The following is a 15401-nucleotide window of genomic DNA, read 5'->3' as shown; positions in this document are numbered from 1 at the left end:
TCACAAGCCTTAAATATCATTAATGCTTGTAAATCAAATAGATACTATTAATAGAGTAGATAAATATTTTGTTGTTCCTAGTGCGTTAACACAATGTCGAAAAACAGAACGCCAAATATACACCAAGCCGATACGAGATACCCTTTACAAATAAATGGCAAATCAGCAAATGTTAACATCAAAGTAGTAAGAATATCCCTGTGATCATCAAAGTGGTTTCGATAGCTATATCAAAGAATTGCCCCCCTACCTCGTCTACCGTGATGTGTCTTACATCACCATGCTTCAATAGCTAAGTCGTCTATCTAGAACGTAACTAAACCTCGTTTACATAGAGCTTTATTGTATTCACTCCAGTTCGTAATATTATTCGAATTACTCATATCATCGTCATAATTCTGCTTGAAGTGGTCAAGTAAAATTAGCCACTGATTTATATTCATTATTAAATCGGCGTTCTGATTCATTAGGCGTCAAGCCACCGTTATATTGATGGGGCCTGACTTGGTTGTAATATCGGATAATGTATTTAGTGATCGCCACTTTAGCTTCATTCGATGAACGATAACCCGCCGTTGGCATCTATTCTGTTTTAAAACTTCTAAAAAAGCGTTCCATCGGGGCGTTATCCCAACAGTTTCCACGTCGACTCATACTTTGTCTAATTTGATACCGCCAAAGTAATCGGCGAAATTGTTTACTTGTGTAATGACAGCCTTGATCGGTAATATTTAAAATAAAAGAAGAAACATATAAAGTATTAATCTCAATAATTGATACTATGCGTTACTCATCCCTTGATATAAGAAGGTAGAAGGGAAAAGACATTCCCTAGAATAGTAAAGCCGAGGCCTCAACACTACGCAAAAAAAAAGCCGTTCACCTGAAGTGAACGGCATTAGAGATCAAGGCTCTGCTTTTTTATTTGAGGCTTACTTTGCTTTAACTGCCCAACCGCCACATTGTTGCGGATAGACTCGTCTAATAACCTTCTTATTCTGTTTTTTAAGTAGAATATGACAAGTTTCAATAATTAAACCAAAGGCCATTGCAAAATACACATATCCTTTGTTCAAGTGAATAGCAAAACCTTCTGCCATCAACATACCGCCCAACATCACTAAGAACAGTAGTGCTAATGTTTTCAATCCAGGATAACGCATCACATAATCGTTAATTTTCTCAGCACATAGAACCATAATGACCGCTGACGCTAGAATAGCCGCAACCATTAAAGGCACTTCGCTGGTTAAACCAACCGCAGTGATCACTGAGTCCATTGAGAATACCGCATCGACTGCGACAATCTGCAATAATACTAATGCAATACCGGCTCTTACTGTACTTGCTTGTTGCTGATGAGCATGGCTAAAACACATCCATAATTCTTTTAAGCTTTTAGCTAATAAGAATGCACCACCACCGATCATGATTAAATCACGTCCAGAAAAATCATAACTCAACACATTAATTAATGGTTGTGTTAACGACATTACCCAACTAATAGAGAACACTAATCCGATACGCGCAGCGACAGCGAGTGCAATACCAAGATTACGGGCCATTTTACGTTGGTGTACTGGTAAACGTTCACAAAGTACAGAAATGAATACAATATTATCGACGCCTAATACCACTTCAAGTGCAAATAGGGTCGCAAATATCATTAATGCTTCAGGCTGAAGAAATAACTCTAGCATTGAACAAACTCCACAGAAATGGAGTTAGGAATTAAAGAACAACTCGAGGGGTCGTCCATATGTGTTTTGATACCTCAATAAAGAATGAGGGTGTATTTGAGCAGTAAACACAGAAAATGAAAACATAACAAATGTAACCAAATGTAATGGATTTTGATTGATTCATACTAAGAATATATATCAACCGATATCTTACCAAAGAGCTAGTACACACACCCTTTGAACTCTATAACCAACTTTTCTGATAACTGTATAGATGAGTACGATTTAACCATACATCCCCGATAAACAAATTGATTCCATTTATCTTGCTGCTTATCAAAATAGTAAATTGGAGCGGAGAGCTCATGATAACCAGAGCTTTGATAAACTTTCGGCTCATAGGCAAAAAGGAAAGAACAATCAACACCCAGAGAAAGTAAATGTCTGTCAATAGCTTCAACTACAGCCTTGCCTAAACCTCGGCCTCGACATTCAGAGCTCACAGCAATACCACCAACGATACCACCTTTGAAATCTATCTGATATTTTGATACATTTTCCGCTCATAGCCAAACCCACACGCACAAATACGCCCTGACCGCTCAATGACAACAGCACAACGAAACTCAGAGTTAATAGCAACATGACATCCAACATTAAATACTGACGACAAAAATAACTCTAAATCATCTTTGTACTTATTAATTTCATCTATAACTATGACTGATAATTTCAAGGCTACCTCCATTCACATCACGCCGCATAACACGTTTATTACTATGCAGATTTGTCTTAAATTTACCACTTAAAGCTCATTTGGAAAGCTCATTTGGACAGCCAAATCTTTTAGCTCATCTGGACAGCCAAATCTTTTATTCTTAAATAGCTCCCCCTAAATAACAAACTATTCAACCGGTAACAAACTCCTTTACTATAAAAATTCAGCTTATTATCCGTTAAAACAATGCGATTTCCATATTTCACAATCGACAACACCCACAATCCTAACGGTTATTGCGGTACTTCATTTTGTTATAAGAAGCTATGTCTATTTAGGGTGCAATTGATAACTCGCCGACTTTCCTTTGCACCAATGACCACCAACATGTTGTTTAAAAGCACACATTTGAGGCCATTTTCCGCTTACATTAGCATAACGTTCCATAAACTGTTCACTATGCTCAAGCCAAGCATCTGACGTTATTCCCAGTTTTTGCAAAATATTTGGTTGATTTGATGATATAAAGCCTTTTTTATCATTGCGAATACAACGACCAGTCCAGTTAATCAGTTCAAGGTAATCTGCAAAAGCAAAGTTTATTCCGGCTGTTTTTGCCTGATGTTCAGCACCAACAAAGGGTAATAATTGAAAATGTCCTTTATTTGATGGTGATTGTTTAGCTGAGGTTTTCGTTTGCTGATATTCACGAATGCGTTGCTGAATCGAGGTAAAATCTGATTGCTCTAATGACGGCGTAACGCCAGCCCTGATCGGATTTAAATCAACATACATCATGCAAGATAGCAACGCTTGCTCGTCTAATAATGCTTGAGATTTAAATCGCCCTTCCCAAAACGCCCCTTTGCATTTATCTTCTTTATTGGCTTTGCGTGCTATTTCTTCATTAAGACAGCGCATAAACCAGCTAATACTGCCTAATCGTTGCTGCCATTCAGTGACTAAATTTGATAACGCTTGTTGTTTTTCTGCACCTATTTGACCCTCTTTTAAGAAATCGACCGCAATAGGATGACCATTAAATAACTGCAACCAGCGTGATATTACTGCTTCTGGAGTTAGCTTTTGCTGTTGTTCAGTATCTATTTTCAGTACCAAATGATAATGGTTACTCATCACTGCATAAGCACACACATCAATGCAAAACACAGATGCTAATTGTTTGATTTTATTTACTATCCAACCTCGACGATGGTGATAGTTTTTACCGTTATATGGATCGTTGCCACATAAATATGCACGCCGTACACAGCGGTTAATCACATGATAAAACGGCGTGATTTGAGGCTCGATCAATTTACGTCTTGAGATTGTCATTAGTTTCACCATAAGCAACTGGAAGCTTAAGTGTAGTTACTCATGGTTGATGTGCAAAGTTATGGCTGTCCTTTGTTCTGTATGAATTTAAAAAAAATCAAATACAGACAAAAAAATTACAATTATTAGATAACAATATTGGTATTACTGGCCACAACATTAACAAACTTAAGTTGTTCGTCCATTTAGATTGAAGTTCATTGGAAGAGCTTATTTGACGATGCTTCAGAAATTGAGATCTAAAAGCATTATTTAATTCATATCCAGATATTGTACTTTCATAACCAGCAATAGAAAATACAGGATAATACAATGTATTTAGATCTGGATGGTGTACAAATACACGAGTCAATTCCCAAGCTACATCACAAGGAACGGATCGTTTACTAATTACATATTTTTCATTAATATCAGCGCCTTTATATACTAATGTTTCATAGCTATATCCAGTATAACTTTCTTCATATTGTATTGCCTCCCAGCCACAACTCGCAATAAATTCATCACCAATCCAAGGGTATATGATTTTATTATTTTCGTGTTTCCAAGCTAATGGCATTATAATAATAGCAGCAATAATAATCGAAACTATTTTCGTTTTTATTAAAACGCCCTTCAACGCATAAATAAAAATAATGACAAAGGGTAAAGAAAGAAAAAAAACACTGAATCCTTGATTTACAGCTCCTGCTGCAATAAAAATCACGCTAATAGCTAGAATTAAAAACCGTTTTATCTTTCTCATAACCTAAATACCCAATGCTTTTGGATAGGCATCAACTGCGCGACACATAAACACTATGCCCCTCTTCGCCCAGCGTAGATAACAAATATCTAGAAACATATTACTTCCTTGTAATTCAAATAGTTCATAAAGTGAGCTAACGCTGCCATAAACGAAGGAAAACGTCCAACCAAAATCACCTGATACGTTAACCTCTAAAGATCTAAACCAATAGTTTGCAAAAATCAGTCATGGAGCACCATCAAAATTGATCGTATATATTACTGTTTTTCTTTAAATATGAGCTTCAACATAATTGGAAATGGCAATAATTAATTTACACATAACGGCAGAGTATGGAACTGGTTATTATTCGTCATCTCGGAAGCGAAGCATGAGCTATCCGTGATCTATTAATAGCGAGATCGAGTCTAAAAGACGTCATAAAATAGTATTCCACTACACGCTAATGGTAGATTCCCTATCGCCCTCGCGGACATTCACTGTAGGGAATGATGATGGATGGTTCGCATTCATTGTAAGCAAGAAATGTCGAAGAAAGTTTGATCGTCATAGTAGAAAAATAACGCCCATAAGAAAAAAGAGGCGCTGATAATCAGCGCCTCTCATTTAATATTATTAAGTAGTGATACTACCGAGTTGTAACCTTATTTTTTAAGGTCAAAACGGTCAGCGTTCATTACTTTAACCCATGCATTGATAAAGTCATTGATGAACTTATCTTCAGCATCAGCACAAGCATAAACCTCAGCGATTGCACGTAGTTGAGAGTTAGAACCAAATACTAAGTCAACACGTGTTGCCATCCACTTCTGCTCGCCTGTCTTACGATCAGTACCTGCAAAGATATCTTGGTCAACAGAGGTTGGTTTCCATACTGTTGCCATATCAAGTAGATTTACGAAGAAATCATTAGTTAATGTTTCTTTACGGTCAGTGAATACACCAAACTCGCTAGCTTGATAGTTAGTATCAAGAACACGCATACCACCGATTAGCACTGTCATTTCAGGCGCAGTTAACGTTAGTAACTGTGCACGGTCAAGTAGTAACTCTTCCATTGCAACGGTATATTTTGCTTTTTCAAAGTTACGGAAACCATCAGCGATAGGTTCTAGGACTGAGAATGAAGCAACGTCAGTTTGTGCTTGAGTTGCATCAGCACGACCAGCTGCAAACGGTACAGATACATCACGGCCTGCTTTTCTCGCTGCCATTTCAATACCAACACCACCAGCAAGTACGATTAAGTCAGCAAGAGAAATCTCTTTGGCAAAGTTTGCCTTAATAGTTTCAAGTACTGTTAATACTTTATCAAGTTGAGCAGGCTCGTTTACTTCCCAATCTTTTTGAGGCGCTAGACGAACACGTCCACCGTTAGCACCACCACGCATATCAGAACCACGGAATGTTGATGCTGATGCCCACGCTGTTGATACAAGCTCACGTACTGATAAACCTGAATCTTCGATTGCTGTTTTTAGTATTGCGATATCGGCATCGTTAACAACATCATATTCAACTGCAGGGATCAGATCTTGCCAGATAAATTCTTGAGTTGGAATTTCAGAACCTAAGTAACGTGCACGAGGTCCCATATCACGGTGAGTCAGTTTAAACCAAGCGCGTGCAAATACTGCTGCAAACTCTTCTGGGTTTTCATAGAAACGACGTGAAATTTCAGCATAAACAGGATCAACACGTAGTGAGATATCTGTTGTTAGCATTGTACCGCGGTGCATACCTTCACCAAACGCATCTGGGTATTCATCACGGCCGTCTTTAGCGATCCATTGGTGCGCACCTGCAGGGCTCTTTTCTAGTTCCCACTCATGGCTAAATAAGCTGTGGAAGAAACCATTACCCCATTGTGTCGGTGTTGTAGTCCAAGTTACTTCTAAGCCACTTGAAATAGTATCAGCAGCATTACCACAACCGTAGCTTGATGCCCAGCCGAAGCCTTGTTGTTCGATACCCGCAGCTTCTGGCTCTGCACCAACTTGAGCAGCATCGCCAGCACCGTGGGTTTTACCAAATGTATGGCCACCAGCAATAAGTGCTACAGTTTCTTCGTCATCCATTGCCATACGTGCAAATGTTTCACGAATATCATGTGCAGCTAATAGTGGATCAGGGTTACCATCTGGACCTTCTGGGTTTACATAAATTAGACCCATTTGAACAGCTGCTAATGGATTTTCTAGATCACGTTGTGCGTCATCTTTCTCGTAACGAGTATCATCTGCTAGCCATGTTTTTTCTTTACCCCAGTAAACATCTAGCTCAGGTTCCCAGATATCAACACGACCACCAGCAAAACCGATTGTTTCAAAGCCCATTGATTCTAGAGCAACGTTACCTGTAAGGATAATTAAGTCAGCCCAAGAGATTTTGTTACCGTATTTTTGCTTGATAGGCCAAATTAGACGACGTGCTTTATCAAGGTTAACGTTATCAGGCCAGCTGTTTAATGGCGCAAAACGTTGGTTACCAGTACTTGCACCACCGCGACCATCAGAAGTACGGTAAGTACCTGCACTATGCCAAGCCATACGAACAAAGAAAGGACCGTAATGACCAAAGTCTGCTGGCCACCAATCTTGTGAATCAGTCATTAAGTCACGAAGATCTTGTTTAACTGCTTCTAAGTTTAATGTTTTAAATGCTGCCGCGTAGTCAAAATCAGCACCCATTGGGTTTGATTCACTACTGTGTTGATGCAATAAACCTAATTTAAGTTGGTTTGGCCACCAATCACTAGGAGAAGTACCATTACCTGGATTAATCGATGGATTAACAGTTTGTGTATGATTAAAAGGGCACTTTGACATTATTATTATCCTAATTGTTCGTATGATTATTGATAATCATTAAATATCATATTGTTTATAAACATAGTCTAATCAAAAAATATAGTAACGTTCTTTTTATGTATAAATTTAAAATCTAATTACTTAAATTTATACACCGTTACAACTTAGGCTCGTTCACTTGTTAAACATAATTTATAGCACTCAAATAAATAAAAACAATATTAGTTTTCTATTACTTCAATAGGTCATACTTATCAAAGAAAAAAACACCATTAGATGAAAATAATTCATCGTCACCATTAAAATAATGAACACACAAAATTGCAGCGCTTCTGTAAACTAAGCTGTTATTAATCAATCATATTTTCGGGTTAAATATACCCAAATGTCATTGATATTCTCACTGCTTATCATGGATCATAATAATTAGGGATAATAATGAAAAAAGCTTGGCTTGCTGTCGCTAGTTGTTTATTAACCGTATCATGTTCGTCGCCTTCGACACCTGATTGTATTTATAATTGTGCGCCATCATCGAGTGTTGGAAATAACAATCTAAATGGTAATAATAATCATGTCGCTCTTACTGAAGCACAGCGCCTCGCATTATTTAAATACCTTGAGAACCAAGTTAAAAAACAATGGGGAGATGATGATTATTTACAAGCAGGAAAACATCGCTACGTAAAATATTTTGATGGTTATCGAACTCGTGCTCATATTGATTTTGATAATGGTAAAATTTATGTGTCTACGGTTGCTAATTATGCACCACAAGCAACACTAAAAAAAGCGATTGAAGAAACCTTATTAATGCCTGCAGATCCATCTCAAGTTGATCTTTTTAGTGATAAATCAATTCCACTAAAGGGGAAACCTTTTTTATTAGGCCAAGTTAAAGACCATCAAAATCAAAATATTCAATGGCCTTGGCGTGCAGGTAAATATGCAGATTATTTGATTGCGAATAAACTTAAAACAAAAAAACTCCAACATGGTATTGCATATTATGTTGAAATTAATATGGTCGATGATCATCTAGAACAACGTGAATATCAATATGCAGATCTGATTCGGCAAGCAGCTAAACGTTATGATATTGATGAAGATTTAATTTATGCTGTCGTCAAAACAGAAAGCAGTTTTAATCCATATGCAGTCAGTCATGCTGGTGCTTACGGCTTAATGCAAGTTATTCCTAAAACTGCAGGTGCTGATGTTTTTAATTTAGTCAAAAATAAACCCGGTATTCCAACTAAAGAATATTTATTTGATCCCGCAAATAATATTGATACCGGAACGGCTTATTTCTATATCTTAAAAAATCGCTATCTCAAAGAAGTTCAGCACCCAACGACTAAGCACTACAGCATGATTTCAGCCTATAATGGCGGCACTGGCGGTGTATTGGCAACATTTGATACTGATCGAAAACAAGCAATGAACGATCTCAATCAATTGCAACCAAATCAGGTATATTGGGCATTAACCAATAAACACCCCAAAGCGGAAGCTCGTCGTTATTTAGAAAAAGTACTTAATTTTCAAAAAGAATTTGAAGCTATGTAATATATAAGTTAATTAAGCTGCTTAACCGAATAACTCTACATTATAGGAGTTATTCTTTATATAGCAGCTTTAAATATTTCTATATGTAATATTAAGCTATTACTCAAATATAAATTTAATTCAGATAAATAAAGGCTCATTAAGCATAGGTTAAGCTTATATTTAAAATAAAATATTAGTGATATAAAATAGATTTCTTTAATTTAAAAACATTGACCTTGATCTTATTTTAATATGACATTGCTATAACAATAAACCTATTGTCTCTGTATACTGTGTTGTACAACTTTTGATGGACAATCTTTTGGAGCATGTATGCTTTTTCTATTAGTCTTATTTATTCTATCTGCACTTGCATTGATAATTTCACTGCGTTTGTGTCGATTTAATGATAGTCCTAACCAGCCATCAGTAATGCGTAACTCCCATAAAAAAATATATAACAATAATGTTATGTAACTCATAAAACACACACCTTTTTTGGGTGTGTGTTTTTTATAAATTTAATATAACTTAGCTTTTTTTTGTAACTGCTGTTCGAATATAGCCATTATTGTTCTGCAAAAGTACTGTAGCCATCGCGACATCAACTCCGGTCAATATCATCACAATCGCTGTTTTACAATGACCATTTGAGGCTGTTAATGCAATTTCTGCTTGTTCACGTTCACAATCTGTTGCCTGCATCACAATCTGTTTTTGGCGTTCAACCAGTTTAGCGTTGGTTGCTTCAACGTCCACCATCAAGTTGCCATATACCTTACCGATACGGATCATTGCACCTGTGGTTAGCATATTAAGCACTAATTTTTGTGCTGTTCCTGCTTTCATGCGAGAAGATCCTGTAACAACTTCAGCTCCAACAATTGGTGTGATAGCAATATCAGCAACTGTAACCATCGGGCTATTTGGATTACAACTAATGCAAGCTACTGTTGCCTTCACTGAACGTGCGTAATTCATCGCACCTAATACATAAGGAGTACGCCCACTGGCAGCAATACCTACAAGAACATCACGCTCTGAAAAATGAATCGCTTTTAAATCTTCAGCGCCCATATCAAAATTATCTTCGGCATTTTCAACTGCTTTTAAAATTGCTTGATGACCACCAGCAATTAAGCCAACAACTTGTTCTGGCGCACTACCATATGTCGGTGGACACTCACTCGCATCAAGAATACCTAACCGTCCAGACGTACCCGCGCCAATATAAATTAACCGACCACCATTTTGAAAAGCAGCCGCAATAGCATCAACAGCTTGTGCAATCGCAGGCAATGTTTGCTCTACAGCTAATGCTACTTTTTTATCTTCATCATTGATAATTTTCAGCATTTCAATAGTAGGCAAAGTATCTATCGCTTCACTGGTACTATTACGACTTTCAGTAACTAATTGTGTTAAATCTATTTTCATGATGAGTCTCTAAAATAAAACCATGAGTGGTAGCATGATGCTTTATTATTTTTGTTATGATAGCAGCATCCCCTCTTACTAGATAAAGCCTATGACGATTATTGCTAAGATTGCTAACATCAAATCGCAACTATCACCTAGTGCGCAAAAAATTGCCGCTTTAATATTACAACAACCGGCTGTCGTGGTGTCATTGTCGTCTCTTCAACTTGCACAACAAGCGAACGTTGGTCAATCAAGCATTGTTAAATTTACCCAAAAATTAGGATTTTCTGGTTTTCCTACTTTTAAAAATGCCATAAAAGAAGAATTAACTCGCCAACAAGCGATAGGTAATGATCCTCAACAATTACAAAACCAAATTAGCGCCAGTGACACCTTAGTAACCATTGCTCAAAAGTTAGCCCATCAAAAAACAGATGCCATCATTGAAACCACCAATGCCATTGATGAGCAAAATCTTAAAAATATCGTTGCATTATTTATCAATGCTGACCGTATTCAACTGGTCGGTTTTGGTCACTCTGCGGTGGTGGCGAAAGACTTCAGTGCTAAGCTACTCACTCTTGGCATGATGGCGATTGCAGAACAAGACTGCCAGAACCAAATTGAGATAGCTAACACGCTGGGAGCTACCGATATTCAATGCCATATTTGTTATGACGGCAATCATCAGCATGCATTACTCGCCGCAAATAATGCAAAAAATAAAGGGGCGACGATAATTGCGTTAACTTCAGTTCATGCCAGTCCATTACGACAACTGGCACAGTTTAGCCTTGATACACTTGCAATAGAAACATCAAACCAGACCCAATCTCAACCACACAATTATTCACTGGCTTCACATGCAGCACAACAAGCTCTAACTGATCTATTATTTATGGCATTGACGCAACAACCCCAGCATCTTGCGCAATAATGATACTAAGATCGCTTGTCTATCATTAGCAACATCAGCCGTTAATGCCTAAAGTATGACGGAATATTCCACTAAAAAAACGCTAACAATGCATTTTTAGCAATCAAAATACGAAAAATGAATGGAACCACAGACATTGCGGAATGTCACACTGTATAATAGCTTGCATAAAATACAGTTCCAGTGCTAACAATAAATCCAGTAAAACGTCATTGTTTTACTCATAATCACTGCTGGATTAATCTTTCATGACTACGGATAGAAACTGAATAAGTAATGACACAAGATACCCCCCAACCCACACCGACTGTCCACAAAAAAAAGACCCTTAAAAAAGTAGCGCTATGGACACTCGTTGCACTGTTAACGCCAATCGTCACTCTCTCGGGTGTACTTGCCTATGGCGTTAGACTTGATCTAAGTACTCATCGAAATGAAATTAACCAATGGCTAACTAAAGCTCTTGATCGTAAAACGGATATTAAAGGTAATATGGCATTAACGCTGTCTTTTAGTCCTGAAATAGAGCTAAGTGATGTCACAATTGCTAACCTTAAATCAATGCCGTGGCAACCAATGCTAACTTCAGGCGAGATTGCGGCCAAAATTTCGGTATTACCTTTATTACAAAATACCCTCAAAATTGATTATCTTAATCTTAAAGATATTTCTTTAAACCTACTTCGTGATCAACAAGGTCATGAAAACTGGGAGTTTAATAAACAACCCACAGCGGAAAAATCGACGTCATCAACAGACTTTAAACTAGTATTGAGTAATAACATCAATGCCGACAAAGTTAGCGTCAACTATGAAGATCAAACCAAAAACACCTATTACAACGGTTACCTCGATCACCTTTCAGTGACTAAGCCTGATAAATGGTTACTAGTCGCTAAAGGTGATGCTATGGGAAGTGAATATAACCTTTCGCTAACAGGTGATCTGCAAAAATTAATTAATAATCAGCATGGTCAATTATTTGCTAAAGGCAGTTTTGCTGGAGCACAATTAGATGTTGATGCTAACATTTCACCGTTTAATAGCGGTGATGATTCAACTGCAAATATCAGTTTAAATTGGAAAGATACCAGCCAAATTGCCAGCTTATTAGATCTTGACCTCCACCATGTTGCCCCCTTATCGATCACGACAGCACTTAGCGCATCAAACACCGGCTTTGCCTTTAAAGATATTCAAGTTCGCAGCCCGATTACCTCAGCTAATGGCAATATCAACGTTAGTTTTGCGCAAAACGCACAGCAATTAAATATCATTGATGGTAAGTTAGATATTCCTGAGATCGACCTTCGTCCATGGCTACAACCGCAGCCACAAATGATGCGTGGCACTATGTATGCTGCAGCACCACCACAATCACCATTGCAAAAAGCATTAGATCAATGGCTGGTAAAAACTCGCACTCATTTTGGGTTAACAATTGGTGAAATTAAAGGGCTAGGCACTCCCGTTAACACTATCTCACTCAATATTAATGGTGAAAAAGGCAAATTATCAGCTCCCATGGCTGCAAATATTGCTAATGTTGCCTTTAAAGGTAACGCCAGTATTGATGCAACAGAATGGACATCAAAAGTTGATGTCACTTTAGGCGCTAAAGATTCACAATTAGGTGAAATGGCAGGCTGGATTTCAGGCTTACCTAACGCAACTGGCCACCTTAAAAGTGCGCAACTACAGCTGACGACCGAAGGCACAAAATTACAACAATGGTTAGATAACAGCCAACTTGGACTTACCATTGATGATGCAAATATCGACTGGGGTGCTAAAGCCTCATTTGCAATTGATAAAGCCAAATTACACGCCGGCATGGAGCAACCTTTCAGCTCTAATGTTAGCGGTAAGATCATGAACATTCCCGTTACAGTCACAGCTCAAGCGGGTACATTATCAGACATTATTAATCATCGCGATTGGACCCCATCACTGCACTTCTCAAGCCCTGTAATTGATATAAAAGCTCAAGGTAAGTTAGTGCATACCGACTGGCAACAAGGGAGTTGGTTTGATCTCAACGTCCATAGTAATGACGCCGGTAAACTGAGTCCATGGTTAGGCACCCGTGCATCTATGCACGGAAAAATCAACTTTAAAGGTAAGTTAACCAATACTGGCGAATGGCTTGATCTTGATATTCCTAATGTTGCTTTACTGAACAGCCAGGGAAAACTTAATTTACAGTGGCGACCACAACAAGGCCATCAGTTTTTAAAACTTAATAGCCAATTTGACACCCTTGATTTTACTCAGTTAAGTCAGTTTGTTGATAAAGCTGCTTTGCCTAAAGTTGAACAAACCGTCCCGACCCAAGGTGTTAACCTTGATGTACCAATTTTAAGCAATAAAGTCGTTATTGCCGATGCAGATGTTAATTTACACGTCAATAAAATGCTGTGGGCGCAACAACAAATTGATGATATGGCATTTAAAGGCAAAGTGCGTAACGGCAAACTCAGCACATCACCATTTAGTGCTAGCTATGCAGGGAGTATTTATCATGGTGATATTGCGTTTAACATTAATAATCAGCTGATTAATTCACAATTACATTTAGCGGTTGATAAACCTAATATTGGCCGCATTTTGCAACAATTTGATATTGTTAATAATCTCGGAATGAGTTTAGATAGTGCTAAACTTGCGGTATCGTTATCAGGTCGCACTCTATTAGAGTTAATGGAACAGGCAAAAATAGATGCTCAACTGAATGGCGGTAAATTAAAACTTGCTGATAGCTACACCGGAAAAGCCTTTAATATTACGCTTAACCAAGGTCATTTCGTTACTGGGCCAAATACAGCCACTCACCTCACCCTTGATGGACGAGCAGCCAATAAACCAGTGGCGATTAACCTTGATTCAGTCTCATTAAAACAAGCCAATGATGGTCGTAAATCGATTCCCATCAAGCTTCAAGCAACTGTCGGTGAAATTGCTGTTAATGCTCAATCACAGGTTATATTACCAATAGATCCCAAAAGACTTAACCTTACCTTTGAAGCAACGACACCAAACTTAAATCGCTTTGATGACTTTACTGGTATCAAGTTACCGCCTTATGGGCCGATTAAGGTTGCAGCATCATTATCAATGGATCGCATCGGTTACCATCTACGTAACATGATCATCAATGTCGGTAGCAGTACCCTTAAAGGCCATGGTGATTTTTTACCGCCATTAAAAGGGGATGGTCGCAATCGCCCTGATGTAAAGCTGGCACTAAATGCACCGTTTATTCAGATCAATGATTTCAAACTTAAAAACTGGCAAGCATGGCTACCAGCAGACAAAAAATCACAGCCAGTTACTGTCTCTAAACAGCAACCTGTGGATGTCATTAGCCCACAAGGGTTAAATTTACTCAATGCTGATTTTAAACTTAATGTCGGTAATGTCCGTTCAGGTAAAGATTGGTTAGGAGCGGGTAAATTAGATTGGAGCTTGCGTAATGGCCTGCTAACACTGAAACCATTGCATATTCAGTTACCTGGTGGGGATATCAATATTAATGGTTCTGTTGCCGCTAAAGGGGATAAGTTTGCGATTAAACTTAATGGGTTAGTTAAAAACTTTGACTATGGCATTATTGCGCGTCGTATCGATCCCAAAACCGATATGCACGGTAAGATTAGCGCTAAATTTGATTTAAGCAGTGTTGCTAATACACCAGAGAGCTTAATGAACAACGCTAATGGTTTTATTGGTTTTGCTGCTTGGCCAAAAGCTTATCAAGCCAATCTTATTGATCTGTGGGCAGTCAGTTTAGCTGATGCAGTATTACCCACATTTACCACCAAAGATCATTCAGTGCTCAATTGTGTTGCTGGCGGATTTAATATTCATAATGGCAACATGAAACAACGTGATTTATTACTTGATACTTCCCGTATTCAAGTTCATGGCGCATTTGATGCTAGCTATAAGAAACGTGATTTTAATTTGTATTTATCACCGCAATCTAAAAAAGCCCAAATTTTCAGCTTGCAAACTCCAGTTGAAGTTCACGGTACGTTTGAGAAATTTAATCTTGAAATACCACTATCAGCCATTTTGAAAACCTCGGTTAGATTTACCACTAGCCCAGTTGTAGCGCCGCTGCAATGGCTATTTGAAAAACCGATCGCTGCCAATGGCAGTGCTGAATGTCAACGAATCTGGCAAGCGCAATAAC

At 38.0% G+C, this 15401-nt stretch carries 9 protein-coding genes and 2 pseudogenes; 3 read left to right on the top strand and 8 right to left on the bottom strand.

The window, feature by feature from the left end:
* Positions 1 to 184: 184 nt before the first annotated feature.
* The 7 genes and pseudogenes from PAND9192_RS20555 to katG all read right to left on the bottom strand — a co-directional run.
* Positions 185 to 383 (bottom strand): annotated as a pseudogene (locus tag PAND9192_RS20555) (transposase); the annotation flags it as partial.
* A 28-nt stretch (positions 384 to 411) separates the two neighbouring features.
* Positions 412 to 726: pseudogene (locus tag PAND9192_RS10925) on the bottom strand (integrase core domain-containing protein); the annotation flags it as partial.
* A 206-nt stretch (positions 727 to 932) separates the two neighbouring features.
* Positions 933 to 1700 carry a TerC family protein gene (locus PAND9192_RS10920; protein ID WP_087821278.1) on the bottom strand — a complete coding sequence of 256 codons (768 nt, stop codon included), beginning with the start codon at positions 1698 to 1700 and terminating at the stop codon, positions 933 to 935.
* A 203-nt stretch (positions 1701 to 1903) separates the two neighbouring features.
* A complete protein-coding gene (locus PAND9192_RS20905; protein WP_234999107.1) occupies positions 1904 to 2185 on the bottom strand; it encodes a GNAT family N-acetyltransferase in 282 nt (93 codons plus the stop codon).
* A gap of 545 nt (positions 2186 to 2730) precedes the next feature.
* Positions 2731 to 3738 carry a transposase gene (locus PAND9192_RS10910; protein WP_087853827.1) on the bottom strand — a complete coding sequence of 336 codons (1008 nt, stop codon included), beginning with the start codon at positions 3736 to 3738 and terminating at the stop codon, positions 2731 to 2733.
* 97 nt (positions 3739 to 3835) lie between these two features.
* Positions 3836 to 4483, bottom strand: a complete 648-nt coding sequence (locus tag PAND9192_RS10905; RefSeq protein WP_087853826.1) for a hypothetical protein — start codon at positions 4481 to 4483, stop codon at positions 3836 to 3838.
* A 647-nt stretch (positions 4484 to 5130) separates the two neighbouring features.
* The gene (katG, locus tag PAND9192_RS10900) at positions 5131 to 7314 is read right to left on the bottom strand and encodes a catalase/peroxidase HPI (protein ID WP_087853825.1); all 2184 of its coding nucleotides are present in this window, start codon (positions 7312 to 7314) and stop codon (positions 5131 to 5133) included.
* 420 nt (positions 7315 to 7734) lie between these two features.
* Between katG and mltC the strand changes: the two genes are divergently transcribed.
* Positions 7735 to 8865 carry a membrane-bound lytic murein transglycosylase MltC gene (mltC, locus tag PAND9192_RS10895; RefSeq protein ID WP_087853824.1) on the top strand — a complete coding sequence of 377 codons (1131 nt, stop codon included), beginning with the start codon at positions 7735 to 7737 and terminating at the stop codon, positions 8863 to 8865.
* A 513-nt stretch (positions 8866 to 9378) separates the two neighbouring features.
* On the opposite strand, the gene murQ is transcribed toward mltC, so the two are convergent.
* Entirely contained in the window at positions 9379 to 10284 is a 906-nt protein-coding gene (gene murQ / locus PAND9192_RS10890; RefSeq protein WP_200817815.1) for an N-acetylmuramic acid 6-phosphate etherase, read from the bottom strand.
* Positions 10285 to 10375: 91 nt separating this feature from the next.
* Between murQ and PAND9192_RS10885 the strand changes: the two genes are divergently transcribed.
* A complete protein-coding gene (locus tag PAND9192_RS10885; protein ID WP_087853822.1) occupies positions 10376 to 11206 on the top strand; it encodes a MurR/RpiR family transcriptional regulator in 831 nt (276 codons plus the stop codon).
* Between the two features lie 276 nt (positions 11207 to 11482).
* Positions 11483 to 15400 (top strand): AsmA family protein, encoded by a 3918-nt coding sequence (locus PAND9192_RS10880; RefSeq protein WP_087853821.1) that lies wholly within the window; start codon positions 11483 to 11485, stop codon positions 15398 to 15400.
* Position 15401: the final 1 nt, after the last annotated feature.

The sequence above is a fragment of the Photobacterium andalusiense genome, from assembly GCF_900185625.1.
GTDB lineage: Bacteria > Pseudomonadota > Gammaproteobacteria > Enterobacterales > Vibrionaceae > Photobacterium > Photobacterium aquimaris.
Note: the sequence above shows the minus strand (reverse complement) of the source record. Positions and strands in the feature narration are given on the sequence as shown.

Excerpts from the sequence above, each read along its gene's own strand:
- PAND9192_RS10920 (WP_087821278.1), bottom strand. The coding sequence starts at position 1,700 with ATGCTAGAGTTATTTCTTCAGCCTGAAGCATTAATGATATTTGCGACC.
- PAND9192_RS10910 (WP_087853827.1), bottom strand. The coding sequence starts at position 3,738 with ATGACAATCTCAAGACGTAAATTGATCGAGCCTCAAATCACGCCGTTT.
- PAND9192_RS10905 (WP_087853826.1), bottom strand. The coding sequence starts at position 4,483 with ATGAGAAAGATAAAACGGTTTTTAATTCTAGCTATTAGCGTGATTTTT.
- katG (WP_087853825.1), bottom strand. The coding sequence starts at position 7,314 with ATGTCAAAGTGCCCTTTTAATCATACACAAACTGTTAATCCATCGATT.
- mltC (WP_087853824.1), top strand. The coding sequence starts at position 7,735 with ATGAAAAAAGCTTGGCTTGCTGTCGCTAGTTGTTTATTAACCGTATCA.
- murQ (WP_200817815.1), bottom strand. The coding sequence starts at position 10,284 with ATGAAAATAGATTTAACACAATTAGTTACTGAAAGTCGTAATAGTACC.
- PAND9192_RS10885 (WP_087853822.1), top strand. The coding sequence starts at position 10,376 with ATGACGATTATTGCTAAGATTGCTAACATCAAATCGCAACTATCACCT.
- PAND9192_RS10880 (WP_087853821.1), top strand. The coding sequence starts at position 11,483 with ATGACACAAGATACCCCCCAACCCACACCGACTGTCCACAAAAAAAAG.